This window comes from Bacillus sp. IT-79MI2 (assembly GCF_949768135.1).
GTDB classification, from domain to species: Bacteria; Bacillota; Bacilli; order Bacillales; family Bacillaceae_G; genus Bacillus_A; species Bacillus_A pseudomycoides.
Map to the genome: position 1 here is coordinate 281,699 of NZ_CATKPV010000062.1, position 26,756 is coordinate 308,454.

At 37.8% G+C, this 26,756-nt stretch carries 26 protein-coding genes; 20 read left to right on the plus strand and 6 right to left on the minus strand.

The genetic code is table 11. The features are described from left to right. The first annotated feature begins 98 nt into the window (after positions 1 to 98). From ACM6HU_RS15035 to ACM6HU_RS15105, 15 genes are all read left to right on the plus strand, one after another. Positions 99 to 1,946: an NTP transferase domain-containing protein gene (locus tag ACM6HU_RS15035; protein ID WP_088093758.1), complete on the plus strand. Its 1,848-nt coding sequence runs from the start codon at positions 99 to 101 to the stop codon at positions 1,944 to 1,946. A gap of 14 nt (positions 1,947 to 1,960) precedes the next feature. Then, a complete protein-coding gene (locus ACM6HU_RS15040) occupies positions 1,961 to 2,935 on the plus strand; it encodes a DMT family transporter (protein WP_016132417.1) in 975 nt (324 codons plus the stop codon). After that, a complete protein-coding gene (locus ACM6HU_RS15045; protein WP_088093760.1) occupies positions 2,932 to 3,627 on the plus strand; it encodes an NTP transferase domain-containing protein in 696 nt (231 codons plus the stop codon). Before ACM6HU_RS15040 ends, ACM6HU_RS15045 begins: the two co-directional genes overlap by 4 nt. A gap of 250 nt (positions 3,628 to 3,877) precedes the next feature. Next, entirely contained in the window at positions 3,878 to 4,870 is a 993-nt protein-coding gene (gene galE / locus ACM6HU_RS15050) for a UDP-glucose 4-epimerase GalE (protein ID WP_016112604.1), read from the plus strand. Between the two features lie 111 nt (positions 4,871 to 4,981). After that, on the plus strand, positions 4,982 to 5,653 hold the full coding sequence (locus ACM6HU_RS15055; protein ID WP_003202224.1) for a response regulator transcription factor: 672 nt from the start codon (positions 4,982 to 4,984) through the stop codon (positions 5,651 to 5,653). An 11-nt stretch (positions 5,654 to 5,664) separates the two neighbouring features. Then, on the plus strand, positions 5,665 to 7,095 hold the full coding sequence (locus tag ACM6HU_RS15060) for a sensor histidine kinase (RefSeq protein WP_016112603.1): 1,431 nt from the start codon (positions 5,665 to 5,667) through the stop codon (positions 7,093 to 7,095). 66 nt (positions 7,096 to 7,161) lie between these two features. Further along, a complete protein-coding gene (locus ACM6HU_RS15065; protein ID WP_088093761.1) occupies positions 7,162 to 7,944 on the plus strand; it encodes a DUF3919 family protein in 783 nt (260 codons plus the stop codon). Then, positions 7,941 to 8,975, plus strand: coding sequence for an ABC transporter substrate-binding protein (locus ACM6HU_RS15070; RefSeq protein WP_016112601.1), 1,035 nt, complete (start codon positions 7,941 to 7,943; stop codon positions 8,973 to 8,975). The genes ACM6HU_RS15065 and ACM6HU_RS15070 overlap by 4 nt, the downstream gene beginning before the upstream one ends. A gap of 19 nt (positions 8,976 to 8,994) precedes the next feature. Next, positions 8,995 to 10,335 (plus strand): MFS transporter, encoded by a 1,341-nt coding sequence (locus tag ACM6HU_RS15075; protein ID WP_016112600.1) that lies wholly within the window; start codon positions 8,995 to 8,997, stop codon positions 10,333 to 10,335. 368 nt (positions 10,336 to 10,703) lie between these two features. Further along, entirely contained in the window at positions 10,704 to 11,150 is a 447-nt protein-coding gene (locus ACM6HU_RS15080) for a hypothetical protein (protein ID WP_016112599.1), read from the plus strand. A gap of 221 nt (positions 11,151 to 11,371) precedes the next feature. Then, entirely contained in the window at positions 11,372 to 12,562 is a 1,191-nt protein-coding gene (locus ACM6HU_RS15085; protein WP_016131114.1) for an efflux RND transporter periplasmic adaptor subunit, read from the plus strand. Then, positions 12,559 to 13,239 carry an ABC transporter ATP-binding protein gene (locus ACM6HU_RS15090; protein ID WP_016112597.1) on the plus strand — a complete coding sequence of 227 codons (681 nt, stop codon included), beginning with the start codon at positions 12,559 to 12,561 and terminating at the stop codon, positions 13,237 to 13,239. Before ACM6HU_RS15085 ends, ACM6HU_RS15090 begins: the two co-directional genes overlap by 4 nt. Beyond that, positions 13,236 to 14,435, plus strand: a complete 1,200-nt coding sequence (locus ACM6HU_RS15095) for an ABC transporter permease (protein WP_016112596.1) — start codon at positions 13,236 to 13,238, stop codon at positions 14,433 to 14,435. Before ACM6HU_RS15090 ends, ACM6HU_RS15095 begins: the two co-directional genes overlap by 4 nt. A gap of 133 nt (positions 14,436 to 14,568) precedes the next feature. Further along, on the plus strand, positions 14,569 to 15,264 hold the full coding sequence (locus tag ACM6HU_RS15100; protein ID WP_016112595.1) for a Yip1 family protein: 696 nt from the start codon (positions 14,569 to 14,571) through the stop codon (positions 15,262 to 15,264). A gap of 215 nt (positions 15,265 to 15,479) precedes the next feature. Beyond that, positions 15,480 to 15,953, plus strand: a complete 474-nt coding sequence (locus ACM6HU_RS15105) for a sigma-70 family RNA polymerase sigma factor (RefSeq protein ID WP_016112594.1) — start codon at positions 15,480 to 15,482, stop codon at positions 15,951 to 15,953. 63 nt (positions 15,954 to 16,016) lie between these two features. On the opposite strand, the gene ACM6HU_RS15110 is transcribed toward ACM6HU_RS15105, so the two are convergent. Continuing rightward, positions 16,017 to 16,508, minus strand: a complete 492-nt coding sequence (locus ACM6HU_RS15110; protein ID WP_003209016.1) for a competence protein ComK — start codon at positions 16,506 to 16,508, stop codon at positions 16,017 to 16,019. 233 nt (positions 16,509 to 16,741) lie between these two features. On the opposite strand from ACM6HU_RS15110, the gene ACM6HU_RS15115 reads away from it, so the two are divergent. Beyond that, on the plus strand, positions 16,742 to 17,140 hold the full coding sequence (locus ACM6HU_RS15115; protein WP_016112592.1) for a DUF4359 domain-containing protein: 399 nt from the start codon (positions 16,742 to 16,744) through the stop codon (positions 17,138 to 17,140). 20 nt (positions 17,141 to 17,160) lie between these two features. Here the strand turns inward: ACM6HU_RS15115 and ACM6HU_RS15120 are convergent, their stop codons facing one another. Further along, entirely contained in the window at positions 17,161 to 17,376 is a 216-nt protein-coding gene (locus ACM6HU_RS15120; protein WP_003203134.1) for a DUF2922 domain-containing protein, read from the minus strand. A 28-nt stretch (positions 17,377 to 17,404) separates the two neighbouring features. Beyond that, positions 17,405 to 17,629, minus strand: a complete 225-nt coding sequence (locus tag ACM6HU_RS15125) for a DUF1659 domain-containing protein (protein ID WP_003203136.1) — start codon at positions 17,627 to 17,629, stop codon at positions 17,405 to 17,407. Between the two features lie 109 nt (positions 17,630 to 17,738). Between ACM6HU_RS15125 and ACM6HU_RS15130 the strand changes: the two genes are divergently transcribed. Next, positions 17,739 to 18,224 (plus strand): VanZ family protein, encoded by a 486-nt coding sequence (locus tag ACM6HU_RS15130; RefSeq protein WP_003203138.1) that lies wholly within the window; start codon positions 17,739 to 17,741, stop codon positions 18,222 to 18,224. A gap of 81 nt (positions 18,225 to 18,305) precedes the next feature. Here ACM6HU_RS15130 and ACM6HU_RS15135 read toward each other — a convergent pair whose 3' ends face one another. Next, positions 18,306 to 21,062: a DEAD/DEAH box helicase gene (locus ACM6HU_RS15135; RefSeq protein WP_016112591.1), complete on the minus strand. Its 2,757-nt coding sequence runs from the start codon at positions 21,060 to 21,062 to the stop codon at positions 18,306 to 18,308. Next, positions 21,046 to 22,665 carry an SWIM zinc finger family protein gene (locus ACM6HU_RS15140; protein ID WP_016112590.1) on the minus strand — a complete coding sequence of 540 codons (1,620 nt, stop codon included), beginning with the start codon at positions 22,663 to 22,665 and terminating at the stop codon, positions 21,046 to 21,048. The genes ACM6HU_RS15135 and ACM6HU_RS15140 overlap by 17 nt, the downstream gene beginning before the upstream one ends. 153 nt (positions 22,666 to 22,818) lie before the next feature. On the opposite strand from ACM6HU_RS15140, the gene ACM6HU_RS15145 reads away from it, so the two are divergent. Genes ACM6HU_RS15145 through ACM6HU_RS15155 form a run of 3 tightly spaced genes read left to right on the plus strand, consistent with a single transcriptional unit; the run spans position 22,819 to position 26,247 of the window. After that, entirely contained in the window at positions 22,819 to 23,310 is a 492-nt protein-coding gene (locus tag ACM6HU_RS15145; RefSeq protein WP_414848245.1) for a zinc ribbon domain-containing protein, read from the plus strand. A gap of 5 nt (positions 23,311 to 23,315) precedes the next feature. Beyond that, positions 23,316 to 24,854 (plus strand): zinc ribbon domain-containing protein, encoded by a 1,539-nt coding sequence (locus tag ACM6HU_RS15150; protein ID WP_016112588.1) that lies wholly within the window; start codon positions 23,316 to 23,318, stop codon positions 24,852 to 24,854. A 13-nt stretch (positions 24,855 to 24,867) separates the two neighbouring features. Continuing rightward, on the plus strand, positions 24,868 to 26,247 hold the full coding sequence (locus tag ACM6HU_RS15155) for a zinc ribbon domain-containing protein (protein WP_016112587.1): 1,380 nt from the start codon (positions 24,868 to 24,870) through the stop codon (positions 26,245 to 26,247). A 56-nt stretch (positions 26,248 to 26,303) separates the two neighbouring features. Here ACM6HU_RS15155 and ACM6HU_RS15160 read toward each other — a convergent pair whose 3' ends face one another. Then, positions 26,304 to 26,597: a DUF3910 family protein gene (locus ACM6HU_RS15160; protein ID WP_016112586.1), complete on the minus strand. Its 294-nt coding sequence runs from the start codon at positions 26,595 to 26,597 to the stop codon at positions 26,304 to 26,306. Between the last annotated feature and the right edge of the window lie 159 nt (positions 26,598 to 26,756).

A 26,756-nucleotide genomic window follows, 5' to 3' on the forward strand; every position in this document is an offset into this window, starting at 1 on the left:
TTAAATTTACAAAATATTTACGTTTATGCCCATAGGTGATATTATAATTACACGTTCAAAAAATGAACGGATGAAATCGGGTGATGGAGGGGAGCTCTATGCAACAAGTATTAAATATATTAGAGGTTATCAATCAAAATCCACAGATGAACCAAAAAAAGATTGCAGAGCAGTGCAATATATCTGTTGGTAAAGTGAATTATATTATGAATGATTTAACTAAGAATCAATACATCTATAGCAAAAAGTCAGGAAAGTACATGAATTATTATTTGTACCAGAAAGGCTTTGAATACATGCGTCAGGAGTTAGCGGCTTACCAAGGGAAGAAGCTTAGAGTTCATCGCAAAGAGGGCAAGAAGGTTACGCAAGCTGTTGTTCTTGCGGCTGGTAAGCGTCAGGAGTTTGGGAAACCATCTGGTTTGTTAACGGTTGGGGAAAAACTTCTGTTAGATCGCAGTTTAGAAATCCTTAAAAATAATGGCATTGAAAAAATTGTGGTGGTTGTTGGCTATAAGAAGGAACAGTTTGAAGGCTGGACAGGTCGTCATAATGTGCACTTTGTGGAAAATCCGAAATATAAGTGGACAGGATCAATGGCGTCGCTAGCAGAGGTTCAGGAGCTGATTACAGATGATTTCTTATTAATTGAAGATGATATTTTAATCGAAGAGAAGGCGCTTGTGCAAGTGTTACATCATCCAGAACCGGACTGTGTACTTATTACAAATGAGAGTGGATCTGGTGATGAAGCGTTTGTTGAGATTCAAGATGGCTATCTGTATAAAATTTCAAAAGACATTCATCAGTTAAATCGCATTGATGGTGAGATGGTTGGGATTTCTAAAATCTCGTATGAAGTGTTCATGAACATGTTAGCAACATTCCGTCATAATCAAAATCCATATGTGAACTATGAATATTTACTTCTTGATGCTGCAAGGTTGTACGATGTCGGCTATGCAAAGTTACCAGATGTTGTATGGGCAGAGATTGATACACCGAAGCAATATGAAGTTGTGAAAAATAAAATCTATCCTCGCTTAGTGAAAAAAGAAGCAGAGTTTAAAGAACGACAAATTAAAAAATATGTTTCTGAAGCACTTTCTATTTCAAAAGATGAAATTACAGATATTCAGCCATTTGGTGGTATGACGAATACGAATTTCAAAGTAAGTGTTGGAAAATCCGAATATGTGCTGCGTATTCCAGGAAGCGGTACACAAGATATGATTAGTCGCCGTGATGAAATGGTAACTTCTAATTTAGCAAGCCAATTAGGAATTGATGCGGAACTTTTATATTTTAATGAAGAAACTGGTGTGAAATTAGCAGAGTTAATTCCAAACGCAGAAACATTAAATCCGAAAACGGCAAAACGCAGTGATAATATGAAGTTAACAGCGAATATATTAAAACAATTACACAGTTCAAATGCCGAAATGAATAATACTTTCAATGTGTTTGAAAAAATAGAGCATTATGAAGGGTTATTAAATAAAGTAAACGGCTCTAACTTTGATGATTATGCAGAAGTGAAGAACAAGGTAATGCGGTTAAAGGATATGTATGAGGCAATGGATGTTACGTTAACAGCTTGTCATAATGATACGGTTCCTGAAAACTTTGTTAAGAGCGGAGAAGACAAAATATACTTAATCGATTGGGAATATGGCGGTATGAACGATCCGATGTGGGATATTGCAGCACATAGTTTAGAGTGCGACTTTTCTTCAGAAGAGGAGGAGTTATTCTTATCCTACTATTTTAATGAGGAAGTAGAAGAGTCTTACCAGAGAAGAATATTGATGAATAAGATTTTCCAAGATTTCTTATGGAGTATTTGGACGAAGATTAAAGAAGCAACAGGCAGTGATTTTGGGACATATGGAATGGATCGCTATAATCGTGCGAAGAAAAACTTACAGCTCTTCTTAGAGTTGTAGTGGGGGATATAACGATGAGAAAAGTGCAAAGTAAAGGCATATTTTATGGGATATTTTCTGGTTTTGCTTGGGCTGTAGATACGGTATTGATTGGAATTATCTTATCTTCACAACTTATGCTAGCAACAGACCAAGTTGTGTTTCTTGCTCCTCTAGTTAGTACGTTTTTACACGACTTTATGTCCACACTATGGATGATGATCTATATGGCGATAAAGGGTCAACTCAAAACGGCCCTTTCTAAGCTGAAAACGAGAAGTGGACGGTTTGTCATGTTAGGAGCACTTATGGGTGGACCGATTGGTATGACGTTTTATGTATTAGCTGTAAAGTATATCGGGGCTTCTTATACAGCAGCAATTTCAGCTGTATATCCAGCAGTAGGTGCATTTTTTGCATTTGTATTTTTGAAAGACCGCCTTCGTTCATGGAATTGGCTTGGACTTATCATTAGTATTGCATTTATTATCGTACTTGGATTTACAGGCGATGGATTTGCAACTGAAAACTATATGTTAGGATTTATTTTTGTCCTTATTTGTATCGTTGGCTGGGGCTTAGAATGTGTTATCTGTGCGTACGGTATGAAAGATGAAGAAGTATCTCCGGAAGAGGCACTTCAAATTCGTCAGCTTGTTTCAGCAGTCACATATGGACTTGTTATTTTACCTTCAGTTGGAGGGCATTTCTTAACAAAAGAAGTTGTGATGAGCAGCGAGATTATTTTAATCATTGTGGTTGCATTAGTTGGAACAGCTTCCTATGTGTTCTACTATAAGGCAATTCATGAAATTGGGCCGACAAAAGCGATGGCGCTTAACATTACGTATTCTGCATGGGCGGTTGTCATTTCTATGTTAGCATTAGGATCACCGTTTTCATGGAAGTTAATTATTTGTTGTATTGCGATCCTTGTAGGAGCTATATTAACAGTTGCAGATATATCTGAATTTACAAAAGCGAAAAAATATAGAGGTGAAGTAACATGAGAGCGATTTTATTAGCGGCGGGTATGGGAACTCGTTTACGTCCATTAACGTTAACGACTCCAAAATCATTAGTAGAGGTAAATGGCAAGCCGATGCTAGAGCGTCAAATTGAATATTTACAGGAAATTGGTGTAGAAGAAATTATTGTCGTAACAGGCTATTTAGCAGAGAAATTCGATTATCTTGTTGAGAAGTATAATGTGAAGCTTGTGCACAATGACAAATATAATGTGTACAACAACATTTATACGATGTATTTAGTTCGTGAATATTTACAAGATGCATATGTAATGGATGCGGATGTTTATTTACACCGTAATATTTTTATAGAGAACCCAGAGTCATCCCTATACTTTAGTGCGAAGAAAGAAGATTTCCGTAATGAATGGATCATTAAGCATGACGAACATCGTAAAGTATATGATATTGAAATTGGTGATGGTAACGATGACTACATCTTATGTGGTATTTCATACTGGTCAAAAGAAGATGGCATCCATATTGTGAAGAAACTAGAAGAAGTAGTAAATCAGGAAGATTTCAGTGAACTGTACTGGGATAATATTGTAAAAGATAACATTCAAGAATTAAATGTTCATTTGTACAAAATTGGTAGCAATGATAGTTTTGAAATTGATTCTGCCCTGGACTTGAAGAAAGTAGAAGAAAAACTAGCTGTTTTAGCGAAATAATCATTGTTGATGGTTTTATGAAATAATTGGAATTTAACTTGCCCTATAAAATAAAAGAAGATAAGCTTATTTTATAGGTTAAAAAGTACTATAAAGTGAAACTTCCATCATTTGGGCGCTTTATCCCCCAAATGATGGAAGGCTCTTATCGATCAGACAGTGCTCCTCTACCTATCTTCTTTGATGTAGAGGTTTTTCTGTCCGCGGATAGCAGGATAAAATAATTCATTAAAAGTTGGGTGTGGAAAACATGGGTTCTATTTTAGTGTGCGGCGGAGCTGGTTATATTGGCTCTCATGCTGTAAAAAAATTAGTTAATGAAGGACAATCTGTAATTGTAGTTGATAATTTACAAACAGGTCATGAAGATGCTATTGCAGAAGGCGTGAAATTTTATAAAGGTGATCTTCGCGATAAAAGTTTCTTAAGAGACGTTTTTAAGCAAGAAACAATTGACGCAGTTATGCATTTTGCAGCGGATTCTTTAGTTGGTGTAAGTATGGAAAAACCGCTTCAATACTATAATAACAACGTATACGGTGCGCTATGCTTACTAGAAGTGATGGATGAGTTTAAAATTGATAAATTTATCTTCTCATCAACTGCCGCAACATATGGAGATGTAGATGTTGAGTTGATTTCAGAAGAAACACCAACAAATCCTACGAACACATATGGAGAAACAAAATTAGCGATTGAAAAAATGTTGCATTGGTATAGCCAAGCTTCTCATTTGAAATATAAGATCTTCAGATACTTTAATGTAGCTGGTGCAACGCCAAGCGGTATTATTGGTGAAGATCATCGTCCGGAGACGCATTTAATTCCCCTTGTACTGCAAGTGGCTTTAGGACAACGTGAGAAAATCATGATGTTTGGTGATGATTACAATACACCAGATGGTACATGTATTCGTGACTATATCCATGTTGATGATTTAGTAGCGGCTCATTTCCTTGGACTGAAAGATTTACAAAATGGCGGAGACAGTGACTTTTATAACTTAGGAAACGGTAACGGATTTAGTGTAAAAGAAATTGTTGAAGCGGTTCGCGAAGTAACAAATCATGAAATCCCAGCAGAAGTTGCGCCAAGAAGAGCTGGAGACCCAGCGCGCCTTGTTGCATCGTCTCAAAAAGCAAAAGAAAAATTAGGCTGGAGCCCGCAATATACAGATGTGAAAACAATCATTGAACATGCGTGGAATTGGCATCAAAGCAAGCCACATGGATATACGAAGTAAGAGTGATTTATAAAAGAGGGTGTATTGTCGTTCAACATATGTTCGATAGTGCACTCTTTTTTAGTATAGGATATTTGCTATACTAAAATGTACTGCGAAAGGAGGGGAACCATGAAAATACTTGTAGTCGATGATGAGTCGAGCATTCGGAATTTAATTCGGATGCAGCTAGAGATGGAAGGATATGAAGTGCTTACGGCCGCTGATGGAAAAGAGGCGCTGCAAAGGTGGGATGAAGAGCCGAATGTATTGATTTTAGATGTAATGCTTCCGGATACGGATGGTTATGAGCTGCTTCGGTTGTTCAGGGAGAAGGACCGAGATATTCCAGTACTCATGTTAACAGCGAAGAGTCAGATGAATGATAAGTTGCTTGGTCTTCAGCTTGGGGCTGATGATTATGTGACGAAGCCATTCAATTATGCAGAGTTGATTCTTCGGGTGAAGAATATGGCACGGCGTGTAATGAAGCACGGGGTACCTAAGGATGATAAGGTCATTCGGGCCGGTGAGTTGGTCATTTATCCGAAGGAACGGAAAGTGCATGTGAATGGAGAAGAAATTGATTTAACGTACCGTGAGTTTAATTTATGCCAGTTGTTTGCTTCTAATAAGCAGCGTGTGTTTATGCGCGATGAGCTATTAGAGAAAGTATGGGGCTTTGAGTATAGCGGAAATACGAGAGCAGTTGATATTATGGTGCAGCGCCTTCGGAAGAAGCTTGGAGCAAGCGGAGAACATATTAAGACGATTTATGGCGTTGGTTATAAGTTGGATTGTTAAAAGGTGGTAAGATGTCGTTAAAACGAAATATGGTATTTGGGATTGCCGGATTGTTAATTCCGATTTTGTGTCTACTTTATACAGTGACGTATATTGCACTAGAGAAAAATATGTACCATAGTGCAGCGGACTCTTTGGAGAAGTTAAGTGTAGAGGCGCAAATTTACACGATGAATTACTTAGAGAAGGAAGCGGAAGTAGAGACTCTTGGGCAGAGTTCAATGCTGATTGCTTCTTATTTAGGGAAGAGGATGGATGTCCGGGTACAAATGATCGGGAAGAATGGAGATGTCGTTGCGGATACGCAAAAAGGGGCGTTGCTTCATAAGAATATAGACATAGATCGGTCGTTACAGGGAAAGAAGGCTTACGTTTTTGCAAATGGTGATCCAGCGCCATTGTTATTATTTTCGAGCCCTGTATACCGCGGGAATGAAGTAATCGGAGCAATTCGCTTTATTCATGAGTTGAAAGATGAGAAAGAGGTCTTAATGAATGTGAGCTGGACGTTTCTTGTTACATCCCTTTGTTTAGTGGCTGGTGGTATTTTCTTTGCGATTCGTTTAGCAAAGTCTCTTCACAGGCCGATTGATCAGCTAAGACAAATGGCGAAGCGACTTGCAAATGGAGATTATCAAAGTAAGATTGAGTTAAATGAGTATGTAGAAATTGCACAGCTTTCGGCGTCCTTTAATGCGATGGCCGATGGGATTGAACTGCATATCTCGCAGCTTAAGGAAGAGAAAGAGAAACAGAAGGATTTCTTAGATAGGATTACACATGAGTTAAAAACACCGCTTACCGCGATTATCGGTTATGTAGATTTAATTCCGAAATTGCAATCGAAGCAAGATATACAGGAAAGTCTTCATTATGTTTCTGTGGAAAGTCAGCGGTTATTATCACTTGTTGAGGAGTTACTGCAATCTTCAAAGTACGGGACAAGTACGTTTGAAGTTTCACCAACAATTGTAAATATAAAGGAGCTAGCAGAAGAAGCGATTTCGATTGTGAAACCTCGCTTGCAGCAATTTGAAATTGAAGTTGTAAATGAGTTAACAGAGGCACATGTGGTCGCCGATTTTGATAAGACGAAGCAGATTTTCTTGAATGTGTTCGATAATACGATTAAATATAGCGATGCCTCACAAGTACGTATGAATGTCGTTGTAAATGAGCATGAGGCAAAAGTTTTTATTTATGATGATGGAATTGGTATGGATGAAGGTATATTAGCTGAATGGAATCGTTCTCCAAAAGGGAAGGTACTCTCTTCTAGCTATGGGAATGGGTATGGTTTGTACATTTGCCAAGAGATTATGAATAAGCAGGGCGGAAGCATGCGAATAGAGAGTAGTGAAGAAGTGGGCACGATGGTGACGCTCGCATTTTTGTTACCGAGACGTTTGGAATATATAAAAAATTTGAAAGCGGTTGAATGATACATTTATGAAACAATTATGCGGTATTTTCGAAACAACGTTTTTTTATCTTGGAGGTAGGCAGAAATGAAAAGGCTATCATTTCAAATCCTTTTGTTTGTCTTTTGCACGATTGCTTCTCTTGTGTTGTTTTATTTTCTAGAGAAGCAGTTATATAACCGTGTTACAACATTGGATGACAAACAAGCTGTTTTAGAAAGAGCGAATGAATCCCTTCCTACTGAAGTGCGAGTAAAGCATGAGAAGTGGGGAGAGCTAGTTGTAACGGATGAAGTTCGTCTACATGCGATTGTTTCATTTTTTGACCGGATTCGAATGGAGCAGACAGGGGTGAAGATCCATGAACAAGTATTTACTGGAGAAGTAACGTACTTGAATGGACATAAGCGTACTTTTGCAGTAGGTGACTTGTTCCAGTATGAGGAAAACGTATACGGAAAGAATGGTACGGATCCAATGATTTCCGCATTCCAAACGTATTTGTTAAGCCTGTATTATACACCAGAGTCTATTGGCAACTTCTTTGCATCAGCAAAGGGAGTTATCGTGCGGCAAGGTGATATAGTGCATTCTACTGATCTTACGCGATTACTTGATTCGATTCGGCAAGCAAAGCAAATTACAGACTACGGAGAAATTCAGCAGCTACTGCAATCACAGAAGGATCCAATCGCTTATATGACTGCTTATCAAAACGGGAAGCAGGTAAAGAATGAACGTGAGGATGTTCTGACGATTTCTGTATATCCTTCTTACTTTGTTGTGCAATATCTTGGTGATAATAACGGGAACGTGATGTATATGAAAGGCTCCCTAGCAAATCTATTTGTAAAGGAGAATGTTTCATGAGAAAGATAGCCTTTTTCTTTTTTTTGCTAGTGATAGGAGGAGCGATGTCTAGTTGCTCTCGAGATACACCCTCTATTAAATATAGTAAAAATGGTCTTCCGATTTTGAAGGATCGCCATCTTGTTGCGTATGTAGCGGCTCGTGAAGAAGTTGGTGAAGCGCTGCTTTCATCATTTTGTAAACCGCGCGGATGTACATATGAATTTATTCGTCTTTCTACAGAAGAGCTGCTTAGAAGAGTGGAAGAAGAGGCGGGAAATCCGAAGGCGGATATTATTATTGGTGGTACACTAGATGCACATCAAACGATGAAGCGAAAAGATCTATCTATTCCTGTTACAAGTCAACATACGAATAGTCTTTCGAAAGCCGTTAAAGATAAGGATGGTTTTTGGTATGGCTATGAAGTCGAGCAGCTTGCCATTGCGATTAATAAAGAGCGATGGAATGAGGAAATAGCACCGCTAGGACTTTCATATCCAACGGAGTGGAAAGACTTATTACATCCAGCGTATGCCGGAAAGATTGTCATGCCTGATCCGAATGTTTCAGGAACAGCTTATACGTTGTTCCAATCACTTATTGATACATTTGGCGAAGAAGAGGCGAAGGGGTATGTAAGGAGCCTTGCCAAGCAAGTTGCAGAGGTAACGGTGAATGGTTATATGCCTGCTGAGTATGTGGCAAGCGGTGAATATATGATTGGTATTAACTTCATGGGAGACCAACGGATGCTTCAAAAACAAGGCTTTCCGATTTTGAGTAAAGTGCCTGAGCAAACAGGGTTATCTGTCAATGCGATTTCGAAACTGAAACATGCACCGAGTGGTATTATAGCGGATTTATTTATTGATTATTGTTTATCAGAAGAAGCGGGGCATATTTTAGAAAAAGTTTCGTTTGGCGTACCAACAATGCTTGCGAAGAATCAGAAAGAAATAGAAGGTCAGCCTGTTAGAAGAACGAATAAAAATGTATCAGATAGTGGAGTAATCGAGATATGGAATAGACAACGTCTCTCTCAAAAGTGAGAAAAGGAGAAGAGATGATATGTTTAAATGGCTTAAGCCAGCGCCAATAATAGAGCGCTTACCAGCAGATATGATTGATAAAGTATACAAACTCTTGCGTATTCGCGTGTTACTGGGAATTTCGGTTGGGTATGCAGCGTATTATTTAGTTCGTAGTAACTTTACGTTATCTAGTACGTACTTAATGAAAGAATATGGTTTTAGTGCAACGGAATATGGTTTATTAGGTTCCGTTACGGCGATTGTGTATGGACTAAGTAAGTTCTTTATGGGAAATTTATCAGATAAAGCGTATGCTCAGCGGTTTATTGCGGTTGGTTTATTCTTATCGGCAATTATAAATATTTGTTTTGGTTTTGCAAATTCATTTGGCATGATTTTAACATTATTAGTTTTCAATAATATTTTCCAAGGGATGGGGGCACCGCCTTGTAGTACCGTAATGACAAAGTGGTTCTCGAAGAAAGAGCGCGGTACAAAAACAGGACTTTGGAATATTTCACATAATGTTGGTGCGATGCTTGTAGCACCACTTGTTGGAATTGGTATTGGTATTTTCGGTGAAAGTCATTGGCAAGCTGGCGTGTTTATCTTCCCAGCGATCATTGCAATGGTCATTTCAGTTCTTATGTGGGTGAATGCAAAGGATACACCAGAATCTGTCGGTCTTCCACCAATTGAAGAATATCGTAATGACTATGAAGGTCTTGAGAAGGCAGACAATGCTAACGAAATGTCACCAAAAGAAATTCTGATGAAATATGTAGTGAAAAACAAATTTATTTGGTATTTATGTATTGCGAACGCATTTGTATATTTAATTCGTTTCGGTGTTATTAACTGGGTACCGATTTATTTAACAACGGTTAAAGGATTTACAAAAACAGAAGCGCATGCAGCATATTCAATTTTTGAAGCAATGGCAATTCCAAGTTCATTAATCGTAGGTCTGTTAAGTGATAAGTTATTTAAAGGAAAACGTATGCCACTATGTGTGTTTAGTATGGTTGGTGTTGTTATCGGAACGCTAGTATACTGGCAAGCATCGAATATACTTGTTGTGAGTGCGGCAGTTTCGATTATTGGTTGCTTAATCTACGTACCACAATTTTTAATTGGTTTAAGTGCAATGGAATTAGTACCAAAATTCGCAGTAGGTACAACAGTTGGTATGTGCGGCTTGTTCGGTTATTTAGGAGGAAGCCTTGTTGCAAACGCAGCGATTGGTGTTATCGTTGATCGCTCTGGTTGGGACGGCTGTTTCATTCTATTATTAGCCGGCGGTATTTTATCTACTGTATTCTTATTTATCGTTCAATTTGGTCATGAGAGAAAAGGTCCTGAGAGCAAAATAGCATAATCGTTTATTTAAGGGAGCTGTCCAAAAGTACTACTTTTGGGCAGCTCCTTTTATGTACATCTTATCAGTATAGATTTATATAAAATGAAAGAGATAAGGTGTAGTTTTTGAAACTTAGTAACAGTTTATCAAAAAGGCACTCGTTTTCGGATGCACTTATTACATAATGTTATTTCTAGTACATACAGTATGATGGTTATAAATTAATAGATTATATGCGATATCTATTAAGAATGAGTGAAGGGGTAGAGTGAAAGTACATTATATATAGAAAATTAACATTTATTTTACAATATCTTCAAAAATAAATGTTAAAATTTAGTAGGAGTTAGCAAGACAAATTATATGTATGAAGGAGATGCTGAAAAGTGGGAATCTTTGTATCAGAAGTAGAAACGTTTTTATTCTGTTCCGCAACAGTCACACAGCAAGATTGTACATTTGATTTTGTCGTTCGTAGTACGCCGATAGGGATTGCGATTTGTTTAGTAGAAGATTATGAAGTAGAGTGGCTTCCGATGAGAATTGAAACATATTTGAAAGTAAACGGAAGTATGTTTCCAGATGAAGATGCCAAAGAGGAATTTCGCAAGCAGTTAAATAGTGAAAATGGCTGGATGTTAGACAAGCAAGGTGATAACCCAGAAGGCATTGTTCAAAGGGCAATGCAAGCTGACGAATATGAAGCGTTTCAAACGGTAGAAAAGAATATTCCGCGTGAGATGAGAAAAGATGTGACAACTCTTCCATTTGAGCATGATTTGGATCAAGCGAAATTGAGTACTTGGAGGAAACGTCCAAACCGCCTTATGTAAGGCGTTTTTTTTTAGTCTTTTCATATGGCTTTTAGGTTTCTTAAAAATTGCTTAAAAGATAAAGTGTCATATTTCTAAACATTGGTATTTTTGTTACAATATAAAGGATAGTGTAAAACTTTGTAAAGAAAGCGTAATAATTTAAGAGATGCGAGTATCGTTTTCTGAAAGTCTTACATAATTGAAGAAACACTATATAAAGATATAAAAGGAGCGAGAATATGTTACCAAATACGGTTCGTACTCCAAACAAAAAGAAGAAATGGATTATCATTGGGGTTATTGCATTAATTGTCGTCGTTGCAGCCGTCAATATTTTTATCATGCAAGGAAAGAAAAAAGGCGCGACACAGGGAGACGCTGTTAGCTTTGAGAAAGTAACAGAACGTACATTGAATAATACGAAATTGATTTCCGGACAAGTAAAGCCTGGAAATATTGAGAGCTTCTACGCAGATCCGACAAAAGGAAAAGTGAAGGATATTGCGGTGAAAGAAGGACAGGAAGTAGAAAAGGGCGCGAAATTATTCTCTTATGATAATGAAGAAATCAATTTACAAATGAAACAAGCTGAGCTTGATCAAAAAATGGCAAGTATGCGCTATGATCAAGGGAAAAAGAAAATAGATTCACTAAAGAACCAGATTAAGAAAGCAAAAGATAGCGGTGCTGGGAAAGAGGTAACAGATCCGTTAGAAGAGCAAGTAAGCGAATTAGAAATAGGGCAAAAAACAATTGACCTTGAGAAAGAAAAAGGTCAATTACAATCACAACAATTAAAGAAAAAACAAGATGAACTCACAATTTATAGTAATTTCGCTGGTGTTGTGCAAAAGTTAGATAAAGATGCAGCACAAAGTTCAGCGCAAGCAATGGGTGGACAAGGAAAATCATTTTTACAAATCGCTTCTAAAGATTCATTCCAAATTCAAGGGACATTAACAGAACTTCAAAAATCACAAATTCAAAAAGATCAACCATTTACTGCAACTGCAAAAGCAAATAGTAAGAAGAAATGGACAGGTAAAATTACAGAGGTAAGTGAGTTCCCGACAAGTGCAGAAATGGCGCAAGCAGCTGGCGCGGGTGAGGGAGCACAAAACATGTCTCAGTATACATATAAAGCTAGTTTAGATGGACAAGAAGGTTTATCCCCGGGCTATCATGTATCTCTACAAGTAAACCTAGAAAACAAGAAAATGATTGCTGTTCCTAGTAAGAGCATTGTAGAAAAAGATGGTGAACCATTTGTTTATATGGAAGAAAAAGGGAAACTTCGTAAACAAAATGTGAAAAAAGGTTCTACTGATGGAGACTGGACAGAAGTTCTTGAAGGCGTAACAGTGGGGCAAAAGGTGGTTAAAAATCCTTCCGACAATGTATATGACGGAATGGAAGTGAAAGAAAAATGATTACGTTAAACAATATTCATAAAACATATTATCAAGGGAAACTGGCGGTACCGATTTTACACGGCATTAGTTTAACGATTCAAAGTGGTGAGTTTGTTTCCATTATGGGACCATCTGGATCAGGGAAATCGACGCTCATGAATATTATCGGTTGTTTAGATCGTCCAACAGAAGGCGAATATATGTTGAACGATGTGAATATCTTAACAGCAGACGAGTCAAAGCTTGCTCTCATTCGCAATGAATATATCGGCTTTGTATTCCAGCATTTTAACTTATTGCCACGTCTTTCAGCGGTAGAAAATGTAGAACTTCCGCTTATATATGGCGGCGTGAAGAAAGCGGAGCGCCGTCAGAGAGCTCTTGAAGCACTTGGGAAAGTCGGATTGTCTGACCGCGTGCATCACTTGCCAAGCGAACTTTCAGGTGGGCAAAAGCAGCGTGTTGCTATCGCGCGTTCCATTGCAAATGATCCAACTTTTATTATGGCCGATGAGCCAACTGGTGCTCTTGATACAAAGTCTGGACAGCAGGTTATGGATATTTTTACAAAGTTAAATGAAGAAGGTACAACGATTGTTATGGTTACGCATGAGGAGGAAGTTGCGGCGTATTCTTCGCGCCGAATCGTGCTACGAGATGGAAAAATCACAGAAGATAGAAGGTGTGCGGTATGAGTTTACTAGATAGTATAAAAATTGCCCTATCTTCTATTCTAGCTCATAAACTGCGCTCAGCACTTACAATGCTCGGGATTATTATCGGCGTTGGTTCCATTATTACTGTTGTTGCGATTGGGCAGGGCGGGGAGGCAGCGTTAAAGTCGCAATTCGTTGGATCTGGTAATAACGTAATCCCAATTCACTATAGTGCGGATATAAATGATCAGTTTGGTATGGGAATGATGGAACAACCAAAGTTAACTGAGGAAGATATTTTTGAAATAAAAAAACTTCCAGAGATTGCGCATGTTCTTACAACCAATTCAAGTATGGAGCCACTCGATATTGAAGATAAAAAAGAGATGGTGAGTATTACAGGATTAGATAGTGAGTACTTCTCAGTAAATAAAGTGAAAGTGTTAAAAGGCCGATCCTTACAGGAATCGGATATTGCGCAAGGTAATAACGTCGTGATGATCAGTAAGAGTATGGAAGAAAAGGTCTTCAAAAAGGAAAGTCCAGTCGGAAAAATTATTGAGATGAAAGGACAACCGATGCAAATTATCGGTGTCTATAAATCAGATAATGAGTTTATGGGAATGGGGTCATCGGAAGCTTTAATTCCAATTACATTATGGCCAACATTATATGGAAAAGATGAGATTCAAAGTATTTCTGTTCAAGCGAAAAATGTGGATGATTTAGAAAAAGCGGGTAAAAAAGCTGCCGACGTATTAAATAGTCGTAAGCCAAGTGATGCATCTGGTAAATACGAAGTGATGAATTTAAAAGAAATTCAAGAAGGTATTTCAAAAATGACGGGCATTATGACAATGATTATTGGTGGTATTGCTGGTATTTCATTAGTCGTTGGTGGTATTGGTGTTATGAACATTATGCTCGTATCTGTAACAGAACGTACACGTGAAATTGGAGTACGTAAAGCACTTGGAGCAACGCGCAGTAAAATCTTGCTGCAATTCTTAATTGAAGCTGTTATGTTAACGCTTCTTGGTGGATTGATTGGAATCGGTCTTGGTTATGGTGGTGCATATATTGTTTCTACATTTGCGAAATGGCCACCGCTCGTTTCATGGGAAGTTGTCGTTGGCGGCGTGTTATTCTCGATGACGCTCGGTATTATTTTCGGATTAATTCCAGCGAATAAAGCAGCGAAACTAGATCCAATTGAAGCACTTCGCTATGAATAGATTGGTAGTGTAGTAGAGAGGGTCTCTCTACTACACATATCTATTGTTCTAGTGGGCGGTTCACAGTCTCTGGGGAAGAGGAAGTGAACCGCCCACTAGAACGGGTGAGAAAAATACAAGGAGGTTTTTTAGAATGGAACCGAATGTTAATTCGCAAAAGGTTAGTGGAGAAAAACCATCTTTACTAGGAATGATCACATCTCCTGGCTTACAGTTTGAGAGAATGAAAGCGACTGATAAGGTTTGGGGTATGTTCTTTTTGGTTGCGTTGTTACAAGCACTTGTAAATGGATTATCTACATATGTGGCGCAATCATCGCCTGAGATGATGGAAATTCAGAAGAAATTTGGCACAGGCCAAGAAGACTCTATCGGATATTTAGTTGGTAAGTCAATCGGTTCAGGTTTTATTGGGATAATAATTGGAACTCTTATTGTAGCAGCTGTCTATAAAATCTTTATGATGTTTTTTGGAAATGATACTTCGTACAAAAAATTGTTAGCCATTATTGTATATGCGAATATTGTGCTTGTAATTGGTGGACTTATTAATTCTCTTTTAGATTTAATTCTTGGAAGTGGTGCAACTGGGTATACAAGCTTGGCACCATTATTTGAACAAGGTACTACGGGGTATGCAATCGGTAGTATAGTTGAGGTATTCTATTTATGGAATATCGTTTTAATCTGGATGGGATTACAAATAACAGCTGGGTTAGGAAAAGTAAAAGCTGCGGTTCCAATTATCGTTCTCTTTATTATTAAAGTAGCGTTTGTAAGTGTAATGATTATCGCATTAGCAAAGTTTATGCAAAGTTTCAATGGATAGGGATATGTGTAAAAAACGGCTCATATAGAGCCGTTTTTTTTATTTTTGTATGTATTTGAAATACTAGGCCTCGTATTTCAAATTTCCTCTACAGATATTTGAAATTTCCCTATGCAGAATTTCAAATAACTCACCATGAAATCCTCTTTATCTTCTTATATTGTAAAGGTACCGCGGAATAACAAAGAGGTATACCTTTTAGAAATAGGTATAATATGAAACCGGCTACTTTTACAGAAACAGTTACGTTGTATGAAAAGATGATTAAAAATCAAATGAAAAAGCTTTATCTGTACCGGGATTATGAAGAGTACTATCAATGCGGTTTAATTGGACTTTGGATGGCATATGAAAAGTATGAGGAGGAGAAAGGAACTTTTTCAGCTTATGCACTTGTAACAGTACGTGGATATTTGCTAGAGAAATTAAAGAAAGAAAATCGATTTCAAAAGCGGCATACATTCACCGGACAGGAAATGTTACAAAATGTATGCGGAGCGGAAGTGTCGTCAGAAACTCAGGATTATATGAGTTTGTTAGATGAGAAAGAGAAACATATTATTTACGAACGTTTTTATGCAGGAAAGAAGATACATGAAATTGCGGAAGAGATGGAGATGACATATCATCAAGTGAGATGGGTATATCGGCAGGCGCTGGGGAAGATGCGCAGCAGTATAAGAGAGTGAAAAAAGAAAAATGGAAGGCAGGAATATTCTGTGTCTTCCATTTTTTTTTATAACAAATTTGTACTAGCAAGGAAGTAATGGTTTGTCTAGGAGGCGCATGACTTTATAAATATCTCGAAATTGTTGTGAATCTTGCATGTTCATGCGGCACAAGAGGAATCCAGCTTTCAAAAATTGTTGTTGCATTTGATAAAAACTAGTGGCAACAATTATGGTTGTACCATTATAAAAATGAAGTTTGGATTGCTTGCGATTATTATAAATTTCTATTTTGTTTATATGACTATAGAAAACCCAAATACAGTCTGGAGATGCAGGAGATTTCGTTGGAATGGCGCAAATATAATGACGATGATCAATTGGGATTGGAATATTTTGTTTAAAGTAATAATTTTCTTGAATCGCATCTCGCCTTCCTTTATATGTAGAATGGTTATGTAATAGGCAAGATAGCTGTACCAATTGTAATGATGTTTTAGATGAAAACTTAATATTCCCGTCATTTTCTGTTATTTTAGTACGGTGAAAAGGATGGGCGTAAGGCTCAAGTATCATTGTAGAACTAGAGATAGTATCATGACTAACTAGGTCGTCCAAAGGAAAAGCCTCCTTAAAAGTATTTGTTTACATATTTTAGTATATAGATAGAATATAAAAATAATTTTAAATATTTGTAAATATTTGTAAAGTTTATATATCACTTCTATTTTTTCATAAACAGTAAGTTTTCTAATTTGCATCGCTTGTACATATATATGAAAATAGAAACAGTTAGGCGGTGATAGAATATGAAACGGAAGTATATTATTATGGCACTTGTTGTCCTTCTTTTCGTATATTTAGCAAACAGCAACCCGAGTAAAGAGGAATATACAGAATGGGCAGCAAAGCAATTTATGAATCGCAATGATATTAGTAAAAAATTAACAGAGGTTGAAAAAGAAGATCCAGATGGGCTTGTTGGTGAACTTGCGACAATTGGTAAGAAGTTAGCAAAGAAATATGTAGAGCCACAAGTTGACGTGTTGATTAACCATTATACAAAGCGAAGCGATTATATTTTCTTCTCGACGTATAAGACGGAATTTACAATTGGGAAAGAAAACTATAAATATGTTTCAGTCGGATTCTCTCATATTTTTATTCCGATTGAGATGCCGAAGAAAAAAGACGAAGCTGCAAATTGATGCAGCTTCGTCTTTTGCGTTTAAGGAGCAACTGTTACTTCTGATACTGTCTTTTCAACAAGGCGTGCCCCTTTTTTACGAGTGTTCCCACTAAGTGATAAGAAAATTGCAGAGGAGAGAATTGTGTCCATCACTTGGCTTATGGTTTGTTCATTCACAGGTGTAATCGGATTGTCGATAGAGAAGACGACTGTTTTTCCATCCTCTTTTAAGAAAATCAGTTCGAGTACTGTCATTGTTATTTACCTCCTTGTCACTAAAGTTTTACGGATTTGAGATGTCAGATGTACTTAAAAGCTGAACTGCATGAAGCTTTAATCCTTGTAATGAAGCAAGGGCACGTCCCACTTCATGGACCTGTGCTACATCAGCGTTTGGTTTTACTCGTTTAAACTGTTTGTTTTTCAAAATAGTTTTCCCATTTTTGTCTGTGCCACCGTTTAGGACAAGGCGCAAGCTTAAGTCAGTTACAATCGTTTCAATCGCCATTTTTTCACCCCCTTTTCGTCATATATATAGGAGGCAACGGTCATATTTTGGCGTGAAATTTTTTCTTTTTTTTGGTACGCTTAGAAGAATAAGAGAGGAGTTTCTATAGATGAATCGTAAATGGTTAGTTTGGATTCCCGTTTTACTATGGATGGGGATTATTTTTTATTCTTCAGCACAGCCGTATAAGAAGCAGGATATGCGTTCAGATATTGAGAAGTATGTTCCGTCTCAATTTGTAGAAGAAAAATTCTCCGGTGTATCGATTGACTATGGCGGGGGAACACCGGTTAGCATTGAAAATAAAGGCGTTGGTGGTTTTGTTGAGTTTTTCCTTCGTAAAGGAGCTCATTTCACAGTATTCTTGATTCTTGGTGCGCTTTCGTATTATGCATTGCACCGTTCTGGTTGTTCAAGAATGCGTTCCTTCGTATTCGCACTTCTGATTGTCGCTGGATATGCAACATTCGATGAAATTCATCAATCGTTTACAGGTGACCGTACACCGATGTGGCAAGATTCAGTTTTAGATACGTCGGGCGGACTGACAGGAATTATAATAAGCAATTGGTTTTGGCATAGAAAAAGGAGCTAACCCTTCGGGATAGCTCCTTTTTTGTGAATATATCGACGCCTCGACAATATGCGACACAGTATCTCATTATTAAAATGGATTTTATACACCAAGTAATTCCTTCAACTCGTCTGTGGAGAGTTCTGTCATCCAGCTATCACTTGTGATAATAGCGCTACTCAGTGATTGTTTACGTTCTAGCATTTCATCAATTTTTTCTTCAAGTGTACCTGTTGTAATGAGTTTATGAACGTGTACAAATCGCTTTTGACCGATGCGATATGCTCGGTCTGTCGCTTGATTTTCTACAGCTGGATTCCACCAGCGATCATAGTGAATGACGTGGTTTGCGGCAGTTAAATTTAGACCTGTGCCGCCAGCTTTTAATGAGAGGATGAAGATGTCGTATGTTCCATTTTGGAACTGTTCGATCATCTTATCACGTTCTATTTTCGGTACACTACCGTTTAGGAAGAGAACACGCTGACCGAATTTCTCTTCTAATATTTTCTGTAACATATTTCCCATTCCGATATATTGCGTGAAAATTAAGCAGCTTTCATTTTGATCTTTTATATTTTCAATAAGATCCATTAATGTTTGCGTCTTCATGGAGCGCCGTACAATATCTTTCGGCGCTTCTTCTTTTAAGTAAAGAGCGGGATGATTACAAATTTGCTTTAGCTTACTGAGCATCATTAAAATAAAACCGCGTCTTTCAATGCCTGTTAAGCCTTCAATGTTTTGTAGTGTATCTTGTACGAGTTGTTCATATAGTGATGCTTGCTCACCTGTTAGCGGACAGTACTCTTTTTGTTCTTGTTTGTCCGGTAAGTTTAATGCGACTGTTTGATCTTGTTTTGTCCGGCGCAGTAAGAACGGTGAGATGAATCTTTGTATTTGCTGAATTTTCGCTTCATCACGATCTTTCTCAATGGGTGTTACGAAGCGGCGCTGAAATTGTCCTAGGCTACCAAGATATCCGTGGTTCAAGAAGTCGAAAATAGACCATAGCTCTGCTAACCGGTTTTCCATCGGCGTACCTGTTAAAGCGATTTTGTGATTTGCTTGTAAATTACGAACCGCTTTCGATTGTTTCGTTTGCGAGTTTTTAATATTTTGCGCCTCATCCAGGATGATCGCATCCCAGCACTGCACGTTTAACTCTTCTTCATCAAGTTGTGCTAATGCATAAGAAGTTAATACGACATCTGTACTCTGAAGAAAGTCCTTAAATGAATCGCCTTTCGAACGGTTGCTTCCATAATGTAATTGAACCTGTAAATGCGGCGCGAAGCGTTCAAATTCCTTCTGCCAATTTCCAAGAACAGACGTCGGTGCTATGATTAGTGCCGGACCTGTTTGGAGGCTTTTTTCTTTCACATATAATAAGTAAGTAATGGTTTGGATACTTTTTCCAAGACCCATATCATCCGCTAACAACGCTCCAAATCCGAGCTCTCGTAAATATAAGAGCCACTCTACACCGTGTTCTTGGTATGGGCGAAGTGTGGCTTGCAAGGAAGATGGGATTGGAACTTTTGGAATGTCTCCGATATGCAATAATTTTTGGAAGAGCTCTTCGTAATAGCCATCTAGCTCAATTTCAATGTCTGTAAATGGATTATCTTCTTCTACAATTTCTGCTTCGGCAGAGTTTGATAAGTGTTGCTGCAAAACATCCTTCATTTCAAGGCCATATTTATCTGCACGTTTCATTAGTTTTTTCACTTCTTCAATAAAGGCAGGGTCGAGTCTCATCCATTGTCCATTTAAATTGAAGAGTCGTTTGTTTTGTTCGACAAGATCGAAAAACTCACTCTCTGATAGGTCGATGCCATCTGTGGAAACGCGCCAGTCAAAATCAACGAGAGTGTTCATGCCGAAGAAGGATTGTGTTTGATTCGTACTTTGCTTCAATTGGACGCGTAACTTTGGTTTCGTTGCTTTTAAGTTTTGCCACCAAGAAGGTAGTAAAATATCAACGCCGGCTGCTAATAATTCGTTACTCGCCTCTGTTAAGAAGTTCCATGCTTCTGTTTCATAGAGCTCAGTTCGAAAGTGATCATCTTCCTTAAGCCATGGAACTAGCTTGCCGAACCCTTCCTGCGTTTCTTGAATACGCTCTTCGTAGTTATGCCATCTTTTTGGTAGTGAATCGATGTCATTATAGACGTATATCCGGTGTGCTCCGCGTTTTGTGGTGATAATCGTTTCAAGTTTCCACAGTTCAAAATCATTGTGTGGTTCTTGGAGACGAAGTCCAATTGTGAAGGGAAGATCATCCTCGATATAGCCGATTTTCCGGAGCCAATCTTCTTCATGCATTGCTGTTACAAGCTGTCTTTTCGTAAAATCATAGTGCTCATATAGTCGCTTCGCATCTTCCCAGCCATCATTAGAGCGAGCATCTTGAAGAATACTCTCATTAACTGCCTGAGAGAAAAGTGATGCTAGCGTATCATCTTGAGCTGAAACATTGCTAACCTTCCATGACGGATAATCGGACCAGCGCTTCATATCAGGTATAAAGCTTCCAGTTACAAAGGCATCCCATAGTTCTTTTGCATTTGGCGTAAGTGCGGTAATAGGATCATTCATTTGCAGCCTGGCAAATGAATTCATTGGTTTCTTGGCGATATATTCAAATGCTTGAACGCTTGTTAGCATAATCCCGCTTCGTCCTTCGTATGTAGCTTCTTTCAAGAAGGTGCCATAGAAGGACGTTGAATGCCATGTAAAGGCATGTTGTTTCCAATCTCTTGCAGGTAAGAGACTGCCGGTTTCATCTTCTCCCCAAAGGAACCAACCTTGACTTACGTGCTGGAGCCGAATTGTTACTTCAGTTTGTATGATCATCGATTAACTTTCCTTTCCGCAGTTCTTCCTGTAGTGCTCTTAGACGTGAATATAAGTTAGCGATTTGGACAATGAAAATGTGCCATTCATCTGTTCGTTTGAGCCGTTTATAGAGCATACGCAATTTCTTTAAGTAACGGACTGCACGGCGGTATGACTTGCGATTCCGTTCTTCAATTGCTTGCATCGTTGCAAGATGATAGAGCGGAAGAGCTGCTTCTGGTGCTTCTTTTTCAATTTCTTTCAGTGGTTCTTTTAGCAATTCAATTGCTTCAAATCCATACAAGAGATGAAGTTCTGTCCATGCATGATATTGTTTTTTTGCTAGTACATATTGCTCGTAGTTTGTGAAGCTGTATGGCAATAGTTCTTGCAAAATCATTTCAAGACCTGCTTGTTCATTTGTGTGTGTTGCATATGTTTCATACATCATGACAAACAAACGAACGATATCTTTTACAAAAAGGGGATCGGCCTGATCATTCATTGTTTTCTTCACTTGTTTATATGTGAAAGACAGCCAATTCTTGGCGCGCTCCCATTGCATTGTACTCAGTAAATCTTCGAGCCAGTCGAAATAAAGACCGACAACTTGAGTTGGTTGTGTTTCGAGTAAGTTCATAGCTAAATGATCCTCTTCTTTTAAAAAGAGGAGGTGAGAAGAGGCGAGTGCTTTCGAAAGTGGATTCATCTTCGCATCAATTCGTTTTTCTTCTTCTTGTATCCAAGATTTTTCTGCTAGCAACTCTCCCCATATATGCCGGTAAATAAAGAACCTCTCCTGTGTATAGGAATCGGTAGAGAAGAAAATATCATGCACTTGGTGAGCTGTTTCTTGCAAAATTGGTTCGCATTCAGCAGGAATCGATTCTGATTTCAAGTCACGTACAAGTGATTCAACTTTATCGACAAATAGCCGGACAACGTTAATAGGTTGGTGATAGGAATACGTTTTGTTTGTCTCAAAGTCAAGGATTTCTTCTAATAGCTTTTGAAAGCAAAAAAGTGCGCCGTGTAATTTGAACAATTCATGTATAGCAACGACACGCGGCGCTTTTCGTTCTAATTTCATGTAAAAGTCTGTAAAGATGCTCATAAGAAAATACATTTGTCTATACGAGAGTCGTGTTTGTTCTTTTTTAAATGCGTCATATTCAGATTCAAAATATGCGTGCCAACTTGTAAAGTCCGTTTCTTCAAATGCAGACGATTGTAATACTTGTCGTGCTGTTCGAATCGGAGGGAGTGATGGTTTCGTTTTATTTTTAAATAATGTTAATACTTCTCCCACTTGTCCGAAGCTAGAAGCAGCAGATAGTAAAACAGCGAGCATGTGCTCGCACTGCGTCGGAGCGAAGCAATCACAATAGCTTTCCGCGATATTACGAATCGGAATATGAACGCTATACACGTTTCCTTCAGCATCTACGGTACCTGATAACGTATAGCCATCAAAATCAACGTTGTAGACAAGACCGCTGCGATATAAATGACGAGCAGTGGCAACATGCTCTTGATCGGCTACTTGCTGCGGATCGAGTCCTTGAACAAATTCATTCGCGATCATCATAATTTCATCTTTCGTAATTGAATGTTGCAGCATAGTTTTCCTCCGTACAAAAGATTTATTTCCTTTACCATTATAAACAAAAAGAGGCGAAAACAGAAAAAATGAATTTGCTCGTACTTAATATAGAAAAATATGGTAATATATATAGTTAAATACGTGACTTTTTTGTTTAGGAGGGAATTTGATTTGTCAGATTTGCAGACGAAATTAGGAAACGGTATGAATAAGCTACAAGAAGGAATTGAACAGGGAAAGATAAAGTTGCAAGTGGCACAAAAGATTGCGCAATTAAAAAAGGAAATACAAGTGCAGCTTCATAAGAAGACAGAAGTTTTATTAGAGCTTGGCCAACAGGTATATGTTCAGATTCGAGATACTGGAGTCAAGGAAGAAGTATTAAAGCAATTAGTTGCTCCGATTCAAGAATTTGACGTTTTAATTTATCAAGCACAAAAACGAATTGTTGAACTGCAAAAACAACAAGGAGAGAAAGTAACGTGTGAGTGTGGAGGCTCTTTATCAATTGGTGATAAGTTTTGTGGGACATGCGGAAAACCAAATCCAATGCTAATTGTAGAGAGCAACGTAGAAAAGGTTACGTGTGTATCATGTAATGAACACATTGCAAAAGGCTCCATTTTTTGTCCAGTTTGTGGAATTAAGCAAGGTGGGGAGTGAACGAAATGTACTGTCGCATGTGTGGGAATCAACATGGAGAAGAAGTGAACTACTGTCCAAATGAAGGAAGTATGGCAATGGTGTCTGGAGACAGTGTCGTTCTTGAGCAAGACAACTCTAAATATTGCCGTGGTTGTGGCAATGAAAATGCAGAGCAGAACCTGTATTGCCAAAAGTGCGGACATTCTTTATTTACAGTGAAGAAAAAAGAACATATCGTAAAGTTACCTAGTATGGAAAAAGGTCATAAAGTTGAATTAGGCTTACATAAAGGTGGTCTGAAGACAGGGATAATTGGTGGAGCAATTGCAAGCGTTCTTATGTTACTTGCGGGATGGCTTGGAAGTTTAGCGGTTTCAGAGATAATGAAAAAGATATTCCATGAATTTGCTAGGGAATTAACAATGTTACCTGATTTTTATGCGAGTACAACCTCTACACTATTAAGCTATCATTTACTTGGTTTTTCAGCAGGAGATGAAGGCAGAATTGTTATGTCGTTATCTTGGCATACTCCATTCTTTTTACTATTAATTATTCCATTTGTTATTTTATGTGGAGTAGGGATTTGGATAGGGAAACAACGTGTTGCAAAGACGATTGGAGAACAAATCGTACTAGCGGCAACAGTCGGTATTATTTATGGATTGTTCTTATTTGTAATCAGTTTTATTGCCTCACAATCAGCTACATTCCCAGAAGTAGGAACGATAACAGTTGGATACTCTTCGTTGAAAAGTTTAGTAAGTGGTTTTATGTACGGAACTTTCTTTAGTTTATTTGGATTGATTGCGTATACAAGCCGAAACAATATAGCAGATGCGTTTCAGGAGCTACTTCCATACGGGGCATCGCTATATCATGGAATGGCAGCGATGGTGAAAGGTCTTTTGCTGACAGCGGCTATTTTTTGTGTGACGACATTCATTGCACTATCTGGTAGTAATGCAAAGCCTTTCGAAGATGTAGCACCGACAATTTCAGCGCGCGCAATGATGGCATTGCAACTCACACCAAATGTATGGAGTATGACTCATTTTGCACCAGTAGAAATAAAGGTTCCAGCGTTACAAAAGGAAATGTCTAAAGTGATGACAACAGGTGACAAAAGTATGATAGAACTTTCATTCATATCAGGTGTATCTGCTGGTGGCGTTAAAATAAAAGATATTTTAATTGCTGAAGGTGCTCCGCCATCAGTAATGGAAAGTTTTGATGAGATAAATGGTAAATTCCACCTTGGTTTGTTGCTCCTTGTGATCCCAGTATTCTTTATGTTTAGAGCGGGACAAAAATTAGCGAGGGTGCCATTCTCTAATATGTATGTAACGTTAGCTGTATGTAGCGGTGCTTATACAATTATGATGATTGTAATGAATCTTCTTTCTAAAATTGAGATTAATATTGCAGGAAAGCTAACAAAGGAATTTGGAGTAGGTGGAACAGTATTTTCTATGCAGAGCGGCTGGATCTATTTAATACTCGGTAGTTTTATTCTGACATATGCAGCTGCCTTCGCTGGAATGAAATTGGCAAGGAAGTAGGGGGGGAAGTATCGTGAAGTTTTGTGGGAAATGTAAAAAACAAGTCGCAGATTACTTGAATTTTTGTTCTGAATGCGGAAGTAAAGTAGAAGTGATTGAAGAAAATGTAGCGGCTTCGAGAGCAGATGTACAGAGGGAAATGCAACCAAAGAAGAGCAAGAAAAATATTGTACTCCTCATTGTATTCGTCGTACTCGCTGCTTTACTATTTGGAGCATATAAATTCGGAGCATATAAATTCTCGAAAGAAAAGCAAATCAATGCATTAATTGATGCTTTCAATAAAAAAGATATAAATACAATTGATTCTCTTATAAAATCGGATGACCCAGGCTTGAAAATTAAAACAGAAGATATTAAATCTTATTTACGTTATTTAAAGGATAATCCTTCGTACAATAAAGAATTGTTATCTTATTTACAAAAGCAAACGGTAGATACAAAGCTCGTTAACAAAGAAAGCTTTGTGGACGGACAAATTGTAGAAGATGGAAAAGAGTGGTTCTTATATCCAAAATATAAGTTCAGCATTAAGTCGTATTTTATGACGGTCAGCACAACTGCAAAAAATGCAGAAGTATATGTAAATGATAAAAAAACGGCGGATATTTCTAGCGGAAAATCTTCTAAAGAAATCGGACCCTATTTCCCTGGGACGTATGTTGTAAAAGCAAAGGCGAAGGCAGAGCTTACTGAACTAGAAACGGAAAAGGAAGTTGAGTTAGCTGGAGAAAAAGAAGGGAAAGTGGATGTGAAATTACCACTTGAAGGAAAATATGTTACAATCTCTTCTGACGAAAATAGCGCTAATGTCTTTGTAAATGGTAAAAAACGTGGGAAACTAGAGTCTGGAAGCTATAAGCTCGGACCAGTACCAACAGATGGGACGGTGGAAGTTCATTTAGAGAAACAAACTGATTTTGGTGTTGTGAAAACCGAAAGCGTAAAAATTGGTGATGAGGAGAGCACGTATTATTTGAGATTCCCAAAACAAACATCTGAAACTGCGGTTGGTGATTTCGTTCGAAATCATATTTATGACAATGTACGGGCTATTTCTTTAAATGACTTTAGCTTAATTGAAAATAATTATGATAAGAGCGGAAAATCATATAAAGAAGACCATGATTATCTGCAATATTTAAAGAAAAAAGGAATTACTGAGGATTTATTAAAATTTGAAGTCCGTAATGTTGAACGTCAAAGTTCTACGAAATATAAAGTAACGACATATGAAGAATACAATATTCGCTATGGTGATGGATCTGTAAAGTTTAAGAGCTTTAGCAATGAACATATCGTTACAGTAAATGCGGATGGGAAACTAATGTATCATTCAATCAGTGCGAATAATACATTGAAAACAGAAGAAGTATCTGGCCCAACGCATTAAAATGTGAAAAGACTATCTCTTTACAAAGAGGTAGTCTTTTTGATATATCGACTTCTCTACAAAATACGACAAGCTTGTACATATGGATCTTGTAGAATTCTTTCTACTAACGGAAGCATTTCTTCTTGAAAGGGTATATCAATTGGAAATGGTTTTTGTGATCCCGGTTTTGTGCCGTATTGCACAAACTTATATTGAACGGATTGATCGTGCTTGAGCACCATCAATTTATAGCGATTGTCATCATGCTCAAGTGAAAAATCAATTGTAGCCCCGTCGTATGTTACATCATCTTTGTAGATGTATGGCTTCGGTGTGCCGATCCAGTCTATTTTTGCATGTGGGTTCATGGTATAGCCTCCTTATCGTCATTATATATATATCCATTTTGGTTTTCCAACATATAAGTCGCTGCTAGGAGACTTGCGCTCGTTTTTACTTTGCATGGGGTTAAAAAAGGATGTTTTTTCATTTGTGTTTATATAAAAAAGTAAAAGCCAGATCTCAAT